Below are 16,467 nucleotides of genomic sequence, written 5' to 3'. Positions count from 1 at the left end.
TCCGCATGTGTAGCGTCGAGCCGTGCTCGACTGCTTCTTCGTGTCTGTAGAGTCGAGCCGTGCTCGACTGCTTTGCACGAACAGTCGAGCAGGGCTCGACGCTACAACGGCCAACAAAAAGGGCGGCCCGCAGGCCGCCCTTCATGCTCACTGTCGAGCCCGGCTGATCAGCGCGGCGAAGCCACCGCGCGATTGCCCGAGGCGCCCTTGCCCTTGCGCTTGTCCTGCTGCGCCGGGCTGGCGCCCTCGGCCATCAGGTTGTCGCTGCCGAAGTCAGTGTCCACGTCCAGCCAGCGCTGCGCCGGCAGGCCGAGCGCGGAGTCGAGCACGGTCGGCAGCAGGCCGCTGGGCAGGCCGCTTTCGCCATTCCAGAGGATGGCGATGCCGAGATCGCGTTCCGGCACCAGTGCGACCAGGCCGCGATAGCCCTGCACGGCACCGGCATGGAACACCACGTCGTGGCCGGCGTAGTCGAAGGTACGCCAGCCCAGTGCGTAGCCGGCCGAATGCAGGCGCTCGCGGCGCCAGCCCGAACGCATCTCGCCGGGGGTGTTGATCAGGCTCGAATGCAGGGTGGCCAGCAGGGGGGCCGGCAGTACGTCGGGGCGATGGCCGGTGTGGGCCAGCAGCCACTGCGCCATGTCGCTGGCGCTGGCGTTGACGCCGGCCGCCGGAGCAACGCGGTAGTAGGTCGGCTTCGGCGTCAGCGAAACCCAGCCGTTACGGCTGCGCACGTGTGGGCGCGCCCAGCGCGAGCTGGCCTGGATGCCGGCCAGGCCGAGGCTGGCATCGTTCATGCCCAGTGGCTTGAAGATGCGGCGCTCGACCGACTGCTCGTAGAAGCTGCCGGAGGCCGCATAGACGACGTCGCCGATCAGGCTGAAGGCCACGTTCTGGTAGGCGTAGCAGTCGCCCGGCAGGCACTTCAGGCTGGTGTTGGCCAGCTTCTGGGTCAGCGAGTAGTACTCGGCGTTGCCTTCGATGTCGCGGTCGTAGGCGTTGTACGGCAGGCCGACGCGATGGCTGAGCACGTCGGCCACGGTCAGGCGATCGGTGGCTTCCGGCGAGTTCAAGCGGAAGCCCGGCACGTAATCGGTGACCTTGCTGTCCCAGCGCAGCGTGCCGTCGTTGACCAGCAGGCCGGCCATGGTGCCGGCGAAGGCCTTGGACAGCGAGGCCAGGCGGAACACGGTGTGCGCATCGACCGGCAGCGGGTTGTTGACGTCGGTGACGCCATAGCCGCGCGCGCTGAGGATGCGGCCGCCCTGCACGATCGCCACCGCCATGCCTGGCACGCGCTCGCCATAGGTCAGCTGCTGCGCCATCGATTCGATGTTGGCGACGTTGAAGCCAGCCGCCGGCGCCTGGACGTGCGGCACCAGGCCGGTGCGGTAGGCCGCAGGCTGGGTGTGGGCGACGGTGGGAGCCGTCGCGGATTCGATGTTGGTCGGCATCGGCGGCAATGCCGGCGGTGTCTGCGCGGTGGTGGACAAGGCAACGGGCATCAACATGCCCAGCAAACCGGTGGCCGCCGAACGGATCGGACGACGCAGGCTGTTCTTTTTCATCGGTTGGACCCGTGCGCGACTGCTGATGGCGATTCTAGCGCCGCTTTTCCCCTGTGCACAAACAAAGCGAAGATGAATGCGCATCTTGTTGAAAAAGTTGGAATTTTGACGCCCCGAAAGTGTGTATCGGAACGTGTCATCCCGGCCGGTCGTCGTGCCCATCCGCAGGCGCGGGGGCGCGTCACGCTGGCGATGTTGCGGTGCATTGGCTAACGTACGCGCTTCACTGCCCCGGAGCCTGCCATGCTGCTGTCCAACCGCCGTCTGTGGGCGAGGGGCGCTGCGTGAGCGCTGCACCGGGCAAGGGGCCGCTGCGAGGCCTGACGGCGGCGCTGCGCGAGTCGCCGGCGCTGTGGTGGTCGTTCCTGTACTTCTTCTGCCTGCTCAGCGGCTACTACGTGCTGCGCCCGGTGCGTGAGGCCATGGCCGCCTCGGCGGACCTGGAAACGGTGTTCCCGCCCGTGCTGATCGCCTGGTTCGCCAGCCACGGCGTCGCGTTGAAGGACTTCGTCCTGCAGTTCCTGTTCTCCTGCGTGTTCGTGATCATGCTGGCGCTGCAGCCGGTGTACGGCTGGCTGGTCAGCCGCTTCCCGCGGCGGGTGTTCCTGCCGGCGGTGTATGGCTTCTTCATCGTCACCCTGCTGGGGTTCTACGTGCTGTTCGACAGCGGCGTACCCGGCCGGGGCATGGCCTTCTTCTTCTGGGTCATGGTGTTCAACCTGTTTGCGGTGGCGGTGTTCTGGAGCTTCATGGCCGATGTGTTCTCCAATGCGCAGGCGCGTGCCTACTACGGCTACATCGGCGCCGCCGGTACCCTCGGTGCCTTCCTGGGCCCGTTGATCACCAGTGCGCTGGTGCAGCGCGTGGGCATCGCCAACCTGATGCTGGTCTCGGCAGGGTTCCTGGTCGTGTGCCTGCTGTGCATCTGGCGGCTGCGTCACTGGGCGGTGCTGCGCGAGCGCGAACAGCAACTGGTCTCCGGCGAGCAGCCGATGGGCGGCAGCGTGCTCGACGGCCTGAAACTGATCGTGCGCGAGCCGCTGCTGCGTTGGCTGGCGGTGATGGTGGTGTTCGGCGTGGGCGTCGGCACGCTGCTGTACAACCAGCAGGCCAGCATCGTGCGCGCGTCCTTCACCGACCCGGCGGCCAGTACCGCGTTCTTCTCGCGCATCGACCTGGCAGTGAATGCATTGGCGCTGCTGATGCAGGTGGGCCTGACCCGCTGGCTGTTGTCACGCCATGGCATCGCGCCGGCGCTGCTGATTCCCGGGTTCGCGATCCTGATCGGCTTCTCGGTGCTGGCAGCCTCGCCGATGCCGTTGATGGTCGCGGTGGTGCAGGTGATGACCCGTGCCAGCGAGTTCGCGCTGGCCAAGCCGGCACGCGAGACGATCTACACGCGCGTGGACCGGCAGTGGCGCTACAAGGCCGGCGCGGCGATCGATACCGTGGTGTACCGCGGCGCGGACCTGGGTTTCACCTGGGTCCACAAGGCGCTGACCCTGTTCGGTTCGCACGTGGTGTTCATCGGCGGCGTGCTGGTGGCCGGCTTCATGACCCTGGCTGCGTTCGGCGTGCTGCGCGAAGAAAAGAAACTGCCGCGCGACCGCTGACGCGGCCCCATCTTCCCGAGGAGAGAAACGATGTCGCTGATCGCGCTGCTGCTGACCGTACTGGTCGCGGTGCTTCACCTGTACTTCCTGGTGCTGGAGATGTTCCTGTGGACCCGCCCGCTGGGCCTGAAGACCTTCCGCAACACGCCGGAGAAGGCCGAGACCACGCGCGTGCTGGCGGCCAACCAGGGCCTGTACAACGGCTTCCTGGCGGCGGGCATCGTGGTGGGGCTGATGATCGAGCAACCGGTGCTGGTGACGTTCTCGCTGGCCTGCGTGGTGGTGGCCGGGTGCTATGGCGCCTTCAGCGTGAGCCGCCGCATTTTCATGATCCAGGCGGTGCCTGCGATCCTGGCGTTGGTGTTTCGCGCGGTAGCGTAGTTTCCAGCCAACGGCGCAGCCCCTCGTGGGTTGGTCGCGTGGAGCTTGTCATGGGGTTGGCCGGGCGGGTTGGGTTCGCGGGGGACGCCGCAAGTACGTCCCTGTAGGCTTGGCCGCGGCATCCATGCCGCGGACACCCCCGCGAACCCAACCCGCCCGGCCCCTGACAGTTTCCGTGCGCGGCCAGCCCACGGAGAAGAAAAAGAAGATCAAGAGCAACAGCAACAGCAACAGCAAAAAGCGGCCGGTGGGCCGCTTTTGCTGTTGCTCTTCTTTTTTCTCTTCCGTGGCTGGACGCCGCAGTGATCTGTCCGAGGCCGGAGGGGTGGGGCCGGGCGGGGTATCCGCGCCATGGATGGCGCGGCTAAGCCTACAGGGACGTACTTGCGGCGTCCCCGCATGGACCCATCCCTCCGGCCCAACCGATAAACCGCTTTCGCCGTCCACCCACGAGGGGCTGCGCCGTTCGCGGGAACCTCACTTCGCCGGCGACATCCACATGTCGATGACCGCGCTGAACACCTCGTTGCCCGCACGGTCGCGCACGCTCACTGTCACCGGCAGCGCATAGCCCTCGGCCGCGACGACAATCGGCTGTGCCGGCAGCGCCACCGCCTGCAGCGTGCCGCGTGCCTTGGCCAGGTACTGCACCTGCATCCCCTTCGGGATCCAACGCATGCCCTTTGGCAGCGACGCGTCGACCATCAACCCGGCGGTCAGTTCGGCCAGGTTGCACATCGCGATCGCGTGCACCGTGCCGATGTGGTTGCGCACCCTGCGGCGGTCGGCCAGCGTGCCTTCGCAGCGGCCGTGCTCCAGGGGGTGATGCGCGGCGCGATGCTGGCGAAGTAGGGCGCCTTGAAGCACACCGCGCGTGAGAACAGCCAGTTGCCCGCGGGCCAGCGCTGCAGGCGGTGGTAGAGCGAGAGCAGGGACGTGGACATGAGGGGTATTCCGGTCGGCGGATAAAGCGACGGCGGGCCGAGGCCCGCCGTCGAGGCAACGCGTTTCGCGGGCGATCAGGCGGCCTGCGAATGCGGATCCTTGTGCTGGCGGTCGTAGTAGCTGGCCGCGCGCAGTTCGTGGGTGTCGAAGTCGTCCACGGTGATGGTGTCCAGGGTCAGCGTACGCAGCTCTTCCAGCAGGCTGCGCTCGTCCTGGGTGATCACGCCCTCGGCCACGGCTTCGTCCAGCTGCGCCTTGAAGTCCAGCGCCTCGATGCCCTTGCTCTTCAGTGCCTTCAGGAACTTGCGCTCCACCGGCTCGGCCATGATCGCCTTGCTCAGGTAGCTGTTGATGCGGCCGCCCGGGTTGTTCTCGCACGGGGTCAGGAACACGCCGCTGGCCAGACGGTCGCGGGCTTCATTCGGTGCCATCAGCAGGGCGGCGACACGGCGGCTCAGGCGATCTCCCGGAGCCTCGGCGCGACGTCCCAGCGGGAAGATCAGCGCCCACATCAGCCAGCCGATCGGACGGATCGGGAAGTTGCGCAGTGCGGCCGACAGCGACTCTTCGATCTTGTGCACGCTGTCATGGAAGGCCCACGCCAGCAGCGGCTGGTCGGCCTGCGGTGCGCCTTCGTCGTGGTAGCGCTTGAGCATGGCGCTGGTCATGTAGACGTGGCTCAGCACATCGCCCAGGCGGCCGGACAGCGATTCCTTGAACTTCAGCTTGCCGCCGAGGGTCATCATCGAGATGTCGGCCATCAGCGCCAGGTTGGCCGAGTAGCGGTCCAGCTTGCGGAAGTAGCGGCGGGTATAGGCATCGCCCGGGGCGGCACCGAAGCGCGCGCCGGTCAGGCCGAACCAGAACGAACGCACGGCATTGGAGATGCCGAAGCGGATGTGGCCGAACAGGCTGCGGTCGAAGTCCTGCAGGCCGGCACGGGTATCCGGATCCTGCGCGGCCTTCATTTCCTTCAGCACCCACGGGTGGCAGAGGATCGCACCCTGGCCGAAGATCAGCAGGCTGCGGGTCATGATGTTGGCGCCTTCCACGGTGATCGCGATCGGCGCGGCCTGCCAGCTGCGGCCGGCGAAGTTGCGCGGCCCCAGGATGATGCCCTTGCCGCCGATCACGTCCATCATGTCCGAGATCACTTCGCGACTCATGTTGGTGCAGTGATACTTGGCGATCGCCGACGGCACCGACGGCACGTCACCACGATCGACCGCGGCGGCGGTGGCCTGCGACAGTGCGCTGATCTTGTAGGCCTTGCCGCCGATGCGGGCCAGCGCTTCTTCCACGCCCTCGAAGCGGCCGACCGACAGGCCGAACTGCTTGCGGATGCGCGCATAGGCGCCGGTCACCGCAGCACCGGCCTTGGCACCGCCGCTGGCGGTGGACGGCAGGGTGATCGAGCGGCCCACGGCCAGGCACTCGTTGAGCATGTTCCAGCCCTTGCCGGCCATGGCAGCGCCACCGATCAGCTGGGTCAGCGGGATGAACACGTCCTTGCCGCGGATCGGACCGTTCTGGAAGGTCGAGTTCAGCGGGAAGTGGCGACGGCCGATTTCAACGCCGGCGGTGTCGCGCGGCAGCAGGCCCAGGGTGATGCCGATGTCGCGGGTTTCGCCGATCAGGCCATCCGGGTCGTACATGCGGAAGGCCAGGCCGATCAGCGAAGCGACCGGGGCCAGGGTGATGTAGCGCTTGTCGAAGGTCAGCTTGACGCCGAGCACCTGCTCGCCGTTCCACTCGCCCTTGCAGACGATGCCGTAGTCCGGGATCGAGGTGGCGTCGGAGCCGGCGAACGGACCGGTCAGGCCGAAGCAGGGAACTTCGCGGCCATCGGCCAGGCGCGGCAGGTACTGGTCCTTCTGTTCCTGGGTGCCGTAATGCACCAGCAGCTCACCCGGGCCCAGCGAGTTGGGCACACCGACGGTGGAGCTGACCACCGAGGACACCGAGGCCAGCTTCTGGATGACCTTGTGGTGGGCCAGCGCGGAGAAGCCCAGGCCGCCATATTCCTTCGGGATGATCATGCCGAAGAACTTGTTCTTCTTGATGAAGGCCCACAGTTCCGGCGGCAGGTCAGCGTGGACGTGGGTGATTTCCCAGTCGTTGACCATCGTGCACAGCTCTTCCACCGGGCCATCAAGGAAGGCCTGTTCTTCGGCGGTCAGCTGCGGCTTGGGATAGTTGAGCAGGATGTTCCAGTCCGGATCACCGGTGAACAGTTCGCCCTCGAAACCGACCGAACCGGTTTCCAGCGCGATGCGCTCGGTCTGCGACAGCGGCGGCAGCACCTTGCGGAACACCTTCATCATCGGGCCGGTCAGCAGCGGCTTGCGGATGAACGGCAGCAGCAGCGGCACGGCGATGACGGCCAGCACGGCGGCCGCGACGATCGTGGCGGTCTGGTTGACGTAGGGAATGAACCAGCAGGCGGCCAGCAGGGCCACGCTGATCAGCGTCCAGGTAACCAGCCGCATGCGGTGGTAGGCGACGAACGCGCCTGCCAGCAGCAGGGCGAGGAAGGGAAGAACGATGCTCATGAGCGTGCTCCGGTGACGTGCTCGTTTGTGGCGGACGAAGCCGCAGCGTCCGCTGCGGGCAACACGTCCAGATAGTCCAACACAGTAGCGGTAAAGGCGTCGTTGTCATCGCCGGCGACCATGTGCGTGGCCTGCGGCAGCTGTACATGGCGCGCATGCGGCGCCAACGCCAGGAATTCGGCCACGGTCTGCGGCGTGACCAGGTCACTGCGTCCGCCGCTGACCAGCAGCAGCGGGCACTTCACCTGGCGCGCGGCCTCGGCCAGTGCATCCTGGTGCTGCTCGCTGTCGCGGGCCAGTTCGGCCACCAGGCGCGGGTCCCAGTGCCAGCGCCAGCGGCCGTGGCCGTCCTCGCGCAGCAGTGCACGCAACGACTGCTCGGATTTGCGTGGGCGGTGCGGCATATACGCCGAGATCACGTCGGCGGCCTGGGCCAGCGAGGCGAAGCCGTCGGGATGGGCGGTCATGAAGGCCAGGATGCGCTCGACGCCGGCGGTGTCCCAGCGCGGGGTGATGTCGACCAGCACCATCGCCGAGAACAGGCCCGGCCAGCGCGACTCGGCCAGCAGGCCGAACAGCCCGCCCATCGATGCTGCAACCAGTACCGGCGGACGCGGCTGCTCGCCGGCCAGCACGATCAGGTCATCGGCGAACTGTTCGCCGTGATAGGGCAGGTCGGCGGCATTCCAGTCCGAATCGCCGTGGCCGCGGGCGTCATAGGCCAGCGTCTGCAGGCCGGCCGCGTTCAGCGCGCGAGCGGTGGCATTCCAGGCGTGGCGGGTCTGGCCGAAGCCATGCGCGAACAGCACCCGGCCGCGCCGGCCATGGTCGCTGGCGGTGGCTGCCAGACGGGCGCCATGGGCGGCGTCCAGGTGCAGGTCATGGAACGCAGCGGGAGGTGGGGACGTAACCATACTTGCTAGTATGGATCGCTTCGGGGGGAAGTCAATACTGCACGGTATGGTGCGCTGCGGAACGCGCCTGAATTGACCCTCCCGAGGGATCTGCGACGGTTTCGACCGCAACCGCGTACTGCAACGAACCCCGGCGTATGGTTAAATCAGCCCATGAATCAACCTGACGCTTCCGCCGGCGAACCGCGCGCCGGCCGCAACAGCCGCCTGAGTGCCGAAGACTGGGCCCAGGCGGCCCTCGATCTGATTGCTGAACAAGGTGTCGGCGCCGTCGCGGTGGAGCCGCTGGCACGGCGGCTCGGCGTCACCAAGGGCAGTTTCTATTGGCATTTCCCTTCGCGCGATGCCTTGCTGCAGGCGGCGCTGGAACGCTGGGAACTGTTCGAACAGGAACAGGTGTTCGGCAGCCTGGAAGACGTGAGGGATCCGCGCGTGCGCCTGCGCCAGCTGTTCCAGATGGTGGCGCATGAAGTGCAGCCGCACATCATCTACAGCGAGCTGCTGAAGGCACTGGATCATCCGATGGTGCGGCCGGTGATCGACCGCGTCTCGCAGCGCCGCCTTGATTATCTGGTCGCCTCGTTCCGCCAGGCCGGGCTCAGCTCGACCGATGCGCGTCATCGCGCACGTCTTGCCTACGCCGCCTATGTCGGCTTCCTGCAGTTGTCGTTGCAGCTGCAGCAACCCAAGCAGGCGCGCGAGGATTTCGAGGCGTACGTCGAGCATCTGATCGAGACGCTGATTCCGAACGGATGAGCGCCAGGGAATGATGTCGAAGCAAGGCCGCGGCGATGCCGCGGCCTTTTTTTGTTGCGCGCTGGCCAGCTGTTTCCATGCGGCACAAAGAACAACGGCCCCTTGCGGGGCCGTTGCTGCATCAGCTGATCAGGCTGCCGATCAGAACTTCTGCTTGTACTGCATGTACATGAAGCGACCGATGTCGTAACCACCGTAGTAGGAGTACTGCGAGTTCGGTGCCGAGTACATCTGCGGGCCGTAATGGTCGAACACGTTACGCGCGCCCACGGCGATGGTTGCATTCCACGGTGCGTTCCAGGAGACCTGGACGTCGTGGAAGGTGGTGGCGCCACGGCGGTTCATCGGCTGGTTGCGTGCCGGATCCGGCGAGCCGAAGTCAGGCAGGCTGCACTCGGTCGAGAAGTAGCACTGTTCCTTCACGCTGGAGAAGTAACGGGTACCCCAGGTGATGCCCCAATCGCCATATTCCCAGCCCAGCACCAGGTTCGAACGCAGGCGGAAGTTGCTGCTGAAGCCATTGAGCACCGACACCGGAACCGACTCGGCATTGGTGGTCTTCAGCACGTTCTTGCTGACGTAGGTGTTCTGCAGGTTGGCGTTGAAGCTGCCCCAGCTGCTGGTTTCGAAGCGATAGGCCACATCGAAGTCGAAGCCTTCGGTTTCCTGGTAACCGGCATTACGCGGTGCGTACGTCAGGTTCGTCACGATGCCGCGGGTTGCGTCGCGGGTGAACGAGTTGCAGCGGTCGGCGATGCCGAGCACGTAGCAGTCGTTGAGCTGGGTGGTCGGATCGTCGGTGACGATGGTGTTGGTGATCTTGATGTTCCACCAGTCCAGGCTCATGTTCAGGCCCTGGGCGAAGGTCGGGCTCCACACCAGGCCGACGGTCTTGGACTTGGACTTTTCCGGAGTCAGGTTCGGGTTGGAGACGGCGTTGAACGGCACCGGGCTCTGCTCATCCTGGCCTTCCGCCGGGACGTAACCCTGCTTCAGCTGGCGGAAATTCGGGGCCAGTGCGCCCAGGGCGGCGGCGCAACGCTGGGCGGTGGCCGGATCGCTGGCAGCCAGACCGAAATCGGTATCGCACGGATCGGTGAAGTAGGCGAAGGTCTGCGAGCTGCCGCCGTACAGGTTGTCGATGGTCGGCGCGCGGAAGCCTTCGGCGTAGGTTGCACGCACCAGCAGCTGGTCGATCGGCTTCCACTTCAGGCCGAACTTGTTGTTGGTGGTGTTGCCGAAGGTGTTGTACTTCGAGTAGCGCGATGCGGCGTTGAAGCTCAGTTCCTTGGCACCCGGCAGGTCAGCCAGGATCGGAACGTTCAGCTCCAGATAGACTTCGTTGACGTTGTAGCCACCACCGGTCGGGCCGGCGGCCAGATCGGTCGAGTAGCCCGACTGCGACAGCGCATCCGGAACGTAGGTGCCCTTGTCTTCGCGGTACTCGTAACCCAGTGCGAAGCCCAGGTCGCCGGCGGGCAGGGTGAACAGGCTGCCGGCGATGTTCGCGTAGTAGGTCTTGGTGGTGACTTCACCGGTGTTCTTGGTGGTCGGGAACAGGAACTGCTGCAGGGCAGGATTGCCGGTCAGGCCGCCGTCGCCGGTACGTCCGTACGGAATGGCCGGATTCCACGGAATGCAGCCGCCCGGGCCCGGGCCATAGATCGGGTTGGTGCCTGCGGCCAGGCCGGCGGCTGTGCCGCACTCGACGCGGCCGGTGGCCGGGTTGAGGAACGACGCACCGGTGGCCTGGGTGACCGCCAGCATGTTGTAGTTGCCGGTCTGGGTCTGCAGGTTCTCCGAATTCTGGTAGATGTAGCCGGCTTCCCAGTCGAAGTACTTGTCATTGAACTGGAAGCTGCCCTGCAGGGCGCCAGTGAAGCGGAAGGTGGTCAGCTTGTTGGTCGACAGGCGCGGCACTTCCCAGCCACGGCGGATGAAGCCCATGTCGGTGCCGAACGGGTTGTAGTAGCTGTCCTGCGAGAGCACGGTACCCAGCTGGCGCTCGTAGTCGGCCGACTGCAGCGGATAACCGGCGACCTGGGCCTGCGACTCGCGACGGGTGTACAGCAGGTCGGAGACGAAGCGGATGTTGTCGGTCAGGTCGTACTGCACGTTTGCGAACACCGAGCGACGCTTGGTCGGCGTCAGCAGGTGCATCTGCTCGTTCGAGTTGCTGACGTCACCGGTGATCGGGGTGAGGTCGGTCTCGTGATAGGCGTTCGGATCGAACGGATTTCCGCCACGGTTCAGCGTCAGCAGCGGTGCTTCTTCATCATTCAGATCATAGAGCGCGCCCCACTGACTGACCGAGGTCCAACCGCGGTCGGGGTGGCGGTTGGTGCGCTGGGACTTACTGAACCAGCGATCCTTGGCCCAGACGGCCTTTTCTTCGGCGTATTCGGCGCCGATGGTGACCGAACCACGATCACCGGTGAAGCCGGCCACGAAGTCGAAGCTGCTCTTCTGGCCATCGCCTTCGCCGTACTGGCCGACGTAGGCATTGGCTTCCAGGCCCTGGAAGTTCTTGCGGGTGATGATGTTGATCACGCCGGCAATCGCGTCGGAGCCGTAGATCGACGAGGCGCCGTCCTTCAGCACGTCGATGCGTTCGACGATGGAGGACGGAATCTGCGACACGTCCTGCAGGCCACTGACGCTGGCGCCGAGGCGCTTGCCGTCGACCAGCACCAGCGTGCGTTCGGCACCGAGGTTGCGCAGGTCGATGTAGAAGCCACCGACGGCTTCACCGGAGGACAGCGGCTCGGAACGGCTGATGGCCGGGCTGCCGGCGGCAGAGATGTTCTGCAGGACGTCGGCAACCGTCTTGAAGCCGCTCTTCTCGATCGAAGCGCGGCTGATGCTCAGGACGGGCTGGGCGGTTTCGGTATCGACCTGACGGATGCGCGAACCGGTGACCTCGATACGGTCGAGGTTGGTGGCTTCCTGGGCGTGGGCCGTCGCGGTGGTGGCACCGGCGACAAGCGCGATCACAACTGCGTCACGCAGCTGGCTGGACTTGAGTTTCATTGGCTCTCTCTCTCCAAGAAATCTTGGCTGGGGTTAATGCCCGGCGGGGGAGCGAAAAAGCGCTCCCAAATCGCGAGGCTGACCCGATAGTAACGGGCGTTCGCCAAGAATTAAAGCTGTGTTAATCAAGTCTGTGATTTTGGTAAAAATGCGCTTTCTCCATGCCAATCAAAAGGTTGCTGGTATGGGCATGACGTTCTGCCTCGTTTGTTAACGCAGAATGATGAAAAAAGTTTCGATTGAAATGTATCTCACTATGTCGATGCGCACTGTTTCATCGCCCAGTGGCGATACCGATTACGTAAGTGCGTAGCAGGCATGCTTATGCAAAAGGCGCCTTTCGGCGCCTTTGGGAATATCGTTGCTGAGCCTGTTTACCGGGATCAGAGATCCTGTTCGTAACGCACATACGGCACGGTGCCGTCGTCGTTGCTTTCGTTGCGCGGGGAGAACGGATTCTTGCCGCGGCTGATCACATTCTCGGCGCCGACGGTGAGCTGGCCGGACCACGGGGTACGCCAGGTCAGGCCGATGCCCAGGCCTTCCCACTTGCCGGGCTTGCCCGGGACGTCGACCACGCGGCCGATGATGCTGCCGGTGAAGTTGCCGTAACCGGCGCCGATGCTCAGGCTCTTGCTGTCCCAGCGGTCGACGATGGCCGGCGAGGCGTCGGCCAGCGGAACCAGGCGCGCCTTGGCGTAGGTACCGGCAATGGAGACGAAGCCTTCGCGACCGATGTTCTTCTGCGCGAACACGGTCAGATCGTTCTGCTCGGCGCGCAGCGAGGGTGTCTTGTTCGGGCCCGACAACCAGGCGGGCAGGGTTTCACGGCCGGTGCCGGCGGTGATGCCAAGGCGGCTGTTGCCCCGGTTCAGCGCGGCGGTACCGCTGAAACGACGGCTGTTCAGATCATCCTCGTCGCCCAGGCTGGCCAGCATGCAATGGCTGGCCAGGCCGCTAATGCTGGTGCCGCTGCTGCTGTTGCAGAGCAGGCCCAGCGAATCGCCGGAGGACAGGCCAAAGGCCGCGTCCAGCGAATTGCGGCCGAAATGCCAGCGGGCGCCGGCTGCCTGTTCACCGGTCGGTTCCAGGTACAGCAGCGCCTCGACCTTGCCGCTGCCCTTGTTCCATACCGGCAGGACGGTGCGGGTGTCCTTGCTCTGCGCATGCACGCCCGTGATCGCGCCAAGGGCGATCAGCAGGGCCAGCGGTAGACGCAGGTAGGTACGCATCGGACCAGTTCAGACAGGGACGGACAACGGAAGTTCCCGTGGGGACGGGAACCTGATCCTAGGGTGTTTATGAATTCTTAACAAGCCTTGATCCTCCCCAGGTACAAGACTGCCGTTTACTGAAGTCGTTCAGGCGCCGGTACAACCCCCTGGGCGCCGTGGAACAGTATGCCGAACTCCGTCAATGGAAAGTGATACTCGCGCCCGCAGAATTCGCAACGCACCTCGACGGCGCCAGTGTCCTCGGCGGCCGCACGGGCCTCCTCTTCCCCCAGCGACTGCAGCATGCCGGCCACCCGCTCGCGCGAGCAGGAGCAGGCGAAGGACAGCGGCTTGTCGCCCAGCAGTTCCGGCCGCTCCTCGTGGAACAGGCGGTGCAGCAGCTGCTCGGCCGGGGTCGCCAGCAGCTCGGCCTTGCCCAGGGTCTCGAACAAGGCGCTGGCGCGGGCCCAGCCATCCTCGTCGCCTTCGTCGCCCGGCAGCTTCTGCAGCAGCAGGCCAGCGGCACCGTTGCGGTCGGCCGCCAGCAGCAGGCGGGTCGGCAGCTGCTCCGACTGGCGGAAGTAGTCCTCGAAGGCCTCGTCCAGTTCCGGCGCGGTCAGCGCGACCAGGCTCTGGTAGCGCTGCGGCTCGCGCGGGTCCAGGCCGGGGTTCTCGATGGTGATGGCCAGGATGGCGTCCTCGCCGAGGCTGGACAGGTCACGCGGCGCGTCGGCGCCTTCGCTGAGCTGGGCGATGCCGCGCAGGGTGCCGGCGGCGGTGCATTCGGCGAACAGGGTGCGCAGGGCGGTGCTGCTGCGCAGCTGCACCGACAGGCGGCCGTCGATCTTGGTGTGGCCGGTGAACAGTGCCGAGGCGACACAGGCCTCGCCGAGCAGCTCGGCAGCGGCGTCCGGGTACGCGGCGTGGGACAGGATTTCCTGCCAGGTGGCCTGCAGGCGCACATGCACGCCGCGGACGCCGGCGTCGGGGAGCAGGAAACGGATCAGGGAATCGGAGTTGGCGGTCATCGGCTCACATCGCGCGTAAACGGGGGCGGTTGCCGGATAATGCGCCGACAACCAGACAGAAGAAGGATGCACCAGTAATGGGGGCAGCGGGAGAGCAGCACAAGGTAGAGGCGGTGGTGGCCGCGCCGCGCCGGCGACGCTGGCGCTGGAAGCGGCTGCTGTGGCTGCCGGTGCTGCTGGCCGCCTTCAGCTGCCTGCAGGTGCTGGTGCTGCGGTTCATCGACCCGCCGGTGTCCACGGTGATGCTGTGGCGCTATGGCGAGGCGCTGGGCGAGGCCGACTGGTCCTATCGGCTGCATTACCAGTGGCGCGACCTCGACCAGATGGCCCCGAGCCTGCCGATCTCGCTGGTGGCGGCCGAGGACCAGCGCTTCCCCGACCACAATGGCTTCGACCTGCAGGCCATCGAAAAGGCCCGCGACCACAACGCCAGGGGCGGGCGCCTGCGCGGCGCCAGCACGATCAGCCAGCAGGTGGCCAAGAACCTGTTCCTGTGGCAGGGCCGCAGCTGGATCCGCAAGGGCCTGGAAGTCTGGTACACGGTGCTGATCGAGGCGCTGTGGCCGAAGGAGCGCATCCTGGAGATGTACGCCAACATCGCCGAATTCGGTGATGGTGTGTACGGCGCGCAGGCGGCAGCGCAGAAATACTGGGGCAAGGACGCGGCCCGGCTGAGCCCGGCCGAGAGCGCGCGACTGGCGGCGGTACTGCCGGCACCGCGACGCTACAACGCGGCCGCACCGGGGCCGTATGTGCAGCGGCGCGCCGCATGGATCCAGCGCCAGGCGCGCCAGCTGGGGGGCGCGTCATACCTGTCGGAGGACTGAGACAGGCGTGGCGTGATCGACAGGCGACGGGCCGTGCGCCCGGCGGGCAACGTACAATCCGGGCATGACCCGCGAACGGCTCACTTTTGTCATCGCCGCCTACAACGAGGCCCTGGCACTGCCGCTGCTGCATCCGCGGTTGTGCGCGGTGCTGGACGGCCTGCCCGACATCGACGGCCACATCCTCTATGTGGATGACGGCAGCCACGATCGCACCTGGGAGGTGATCGCCGGGCTGGCCCAGGCCGATGCGCGCGTCTCGGCGCTGAAGCTGTCGCGCAACTTCGGCAAGGAGGCGGCGCTGACCGCAGGCCTGGATCTGGTGCACGAGGGTGCTGCGATGATCCTCGATGCCGACGGCCAGGATCCGCCGGAGCTGGTGCCGCAGTTCGTCGCGCGCTGGCGCGAGGGCCATGACAATGTCTACGGCACGCGCATGGCCCGCGATGGCGAGGCCTGGATCAAGCGCGCCACGGCAGCGGTGTTCTATCGGGTGATGGGCCGCCTGTCGCGTACGCCGATTCCGGCTGATACCGGAGATTTCCGCCTGCTGTCGCCGCGCGCGCTGAGCGCCCTGCGCGGGATGCGTGAGCGCCACCGCTTCATGAAGGGGCTTTTCAGCTGGGTAGGCTTCAAGCGGATTGCCGTGCCCTATCACCGCCACGCGCGCGTGGCCGGCACCAGCAAATTCAGCCTGTGGCGGCTGTGGAATTTCGCCCTTGAAGGCATCACCGGGTTCTCGACCGTGCCGCTGCGAGCCGCCACCTACCTGGGCCTGGCAACCGCAGCGGTCGCGTTCGTGTTCGGGCTGTGGGTGATCGTGAAGGCGGCGCTGTATGGCGACCGGGTGGCGGGTTGGCCGACGATGATGGCGGTGATCCTGTTCCTGGGTGGGGTGCAGCTGATCGCGCTGGGCCTGATCGGCGAGTACCTGGGGCGGCTGTACGAAGAGTCCAAGCAGCGGCCGTTGTACCTGGTTGACGCGTGGCTAGCATCCGCCGTGGCAGACTCGGCCCTGCAACCCACCCTCGGAGGGCAGGCAGATGACGACGGTACGGCAACTGTTGGACGGCAAGTCTCCTGAAGTACATGCGGTCGCGCCGGATGCGGCGGTGATCGATGCGATCCGGTTGATGGCGGAAAAGGGCATCGGTGCGGTGCTGGTGATGGACGGGCCGCGGCTGGTCGGGATCCTGTCCGAGCGTGATTACGCGCGCAAGATCGTGCTGCGTGATCGTTCGTCGCGCGATACCGCGGTGGCGGAGATCATGACGGCGCAGGTGGTGACCGTGTCGCCGGGCGAGAAGGTGGAGCACTGCCTGCAACTGGTGACCGACTACCGCATCCGCCACCTGCCGGTGGTCGAGGGCGCGCAGGTGCTGGGGGTGATCTCCATCGGCGATCTGGTGAAGTCGGTGATCGATGCGCAGCGGCGCGAGCTGGACCAGCTGCAGCAGTACATCGTGGCAGGGTGAATTGTTCGCTGGCGGGCCTGCGGCCCGCCGGCCCGCTTTTTGAAGCTCAAAGCCAAAGCCAAAGCCAAAGCAGCGCCTTCCTGATACGTCGGTAGGCTGAGGGCATGGGCGTGCAGGACACGCCGCAAGTACATCCCTGTAGGCTCGATGGCGCCATTCATGGC

General features: G+C 66.0%; 12 protein-coding genes and 1 pseudogene. 6 read left to right on the top strand and 7 right to left on the bottom strand.

Annotated elements, in window-relative coordinates; all coding sequences use genetic code 11:
• Nucleotides 1-167 precede the first annotated feature (167 nt).
• Complete coding sequence (locus ACXI0D_RS03255; RefSeq protein ID WP_075676850.1) at nt 168-1,568, bottom strand: serine hydrolase domain-containing protein; 1,401 nt, start codon at nt 1,566-1,568, stop codon at nt 168-170.
• Between the two features lie 284 nt (nt 1,569-1,852).
• On the opposite strand from ACXI0D_RS03255, the gene ACXI0D_RS03250 reads away from it, so the two are divergent.
• Both ACXI0D_RS03250 and ACXI0D_RS03245 read left to right on the top strand, forming a co-directional pair.
• Nucleotides 1,853-3,181, top strand: coding sequence for an NTP/NDP exchange transporter (locus tag ACXI0D_RS03250; protein WP_479642296.1), 1,329 nt, complete (start codon nt 1,853-1,855; stop codon nt 3,179-3,181).
• 30 nt (nt 3,182-3,211) lie between these two features.
• Nucleotides 3,212-3,562, top strand: coding sequence for a DUF1304 domain-containing protein (locus ACXI0D_RS03245; RefSeq protein WP_479642295.1), 351 nt, complete (start codon nt 3,212-3,214; stop codon nt 3,560-3,562).
• Between the two features lie 477 nt (nt 3,563-4,039).
• On the opposite strand, the pseudogene ACXI0D_RS03240 reads toward ACXI0D_RS03245, so the two are convergent.
• From ACXI0D_RS03240 to ACXI0D_RS03230, 3 genes and pseudogenes are all read right to left on the bottom strand, one after another.
• Nucleotides 4,040-4,506 (bottom strand): annotated as a pseudogene (locus ACXI0D_RS03240) (hotdog fold domain-containing protein).
• A gap of 75 nt (nt 4,507-4,581) precedes the next feature.
• Nucleotides 4,582-7,059 (bottom strand): acyl-CoA dehydrogenase, encoded by a 2,478-nt coding sequence (locus tag ACXI0D_RS03235; protein WP_014038165.1) that lies wholly within the window; start codon nt 7,057-7,059, stop codon nt 4,582-4,584.
• Nucleotides 7,056-7,973, bottom strand: a complete 918-nt coding sequence (locus ACXI0D_RS03230; RefSeq protein WP_479642294.1) for an alpha/beta fold hydrolase — start codon at nt 7,971-7,973, stop codon at nt 7,056-7,058. The genes ACXI0D_RS03235 and ACXI0D_RS03230 overlap by 4 nt, the downstream gene beginning before the upstream one ends.
• Nucleotides 7,974-8,126: 153 nt before the next feature.
• Here ACXI0D_RS03230 and ACXI0D_RS03225 point away from each other — a divergent pair, with 153 nt between their 5' ends.
• Entirely contained in the window at nt 8,127-8,729 is a 603-nt protein-coding gene (locus ACXI0D_RS03225; RefSeq protein WP_479642293.1) for a TetR/AcrR family transcriptional regulator, read from the top strand.
• Between the two features lie 141 nt (nt 8,730-8,870).
• On the opposite strand, the gene ACXI0D_RS03220 is transcribed toward ACXI0D_RS03225, so the two are convergent.
• From ACXI0D_RS03220 to hslO, 3 genes are all read right to left on the bottom strand, one after another.
• Nucleotides 8,871-11,759 (bottom strand): TonB-dependent receptor domain-containing protein, encoded by a 2,889-nt coding sequence (locus ACXI0D_RS03220; RefSeq protein WP_049442991.1) that lies wholly within the window; start codon nt 11,757-11,759, stop codon nt 8,871-8,873.
• 383 nt (nt 11,760-12,142) lie between these two features.
• A complete protein-coding gene (locus tag ACXI0D_RS03215; RefSeq protein ID WP_014038162.1) occupies nt 12,143-12,991 on the bottom strand; it encodes an XOO1806 family protein in 849 nt (282 codons plus the stop codon).
• 116 nt (nt 12,992-13,107) lie between these two features.
• On the bottom strand, nt 13,108-14,001 hold the full coding sequence (gene hslO, locus ACXI0D_RS03210) for an Hsp33 family molecular chaperone HslO (protein ID WP_049442992.1): 894 nt from the start codon (nt 13,999-14,001) through the stop codon (nt 13,108-13,110).
• A gap of 77 nt (nt 14,002-14,078) precedes the next feature.
• Between hslO and mtgA the strand changes: the two genes are divergently transcribed.
• The 3 genes from mtgA to ACXI0D_RS03195 all read left to right on the top strand — a co-directional run bounded on the left by mtgA (nt 14,079) and on the right by ACXI0D_RS03195 (nt 16,303).
• Nucleotides 14,079-14,828, top strand: coding sequence for a monofunctional biosynthetic peptidoglycan transglycosylase (gene mtgA / locus ACXI0D_RS03205; RefSeq protein ID WP_014038160.1), 750 nt, complete (start codon nt 14,079-14,081; stop codon nt 14,826-14,828).
• Nucleotides 14,829-14,892: 64 nt separating this feature from the next.
• On the top strand, nt 14,893-15,912 hold the full coding sequence (locus ACXI0D_RS03200; protein ID WP_101765936.1) for a glycosyltransferase family 2 protein: 1,020 nt from the start codon (nt 14,893-14,895) through the stop codon (nt 15,910-15,912).
• A complete protein-coding gene (locus ACXI0D_RS03195; protein WP_014038158.1) occupies nt 15,872-16,303 on the top strand; it encodes a CBS domain-containing protein in 432 nt (143 codons plus the stop codon). Before ACXI0D_RS03200 ends, ACXI0D_RS03195 begins: the two co-directional genes overlap by 41 nt.
• Nucleotides 16,304-16,467 lie beyond the last annotated feature (164 nt).

This window comes from Stenotrophomonas sp. C9D9 (genome assembly GCF_056491205.1).
Note: the sequence above shows the minus strand (reverse complement) of the source record. Positions and strands in the feature narration are given on the sequence as shown.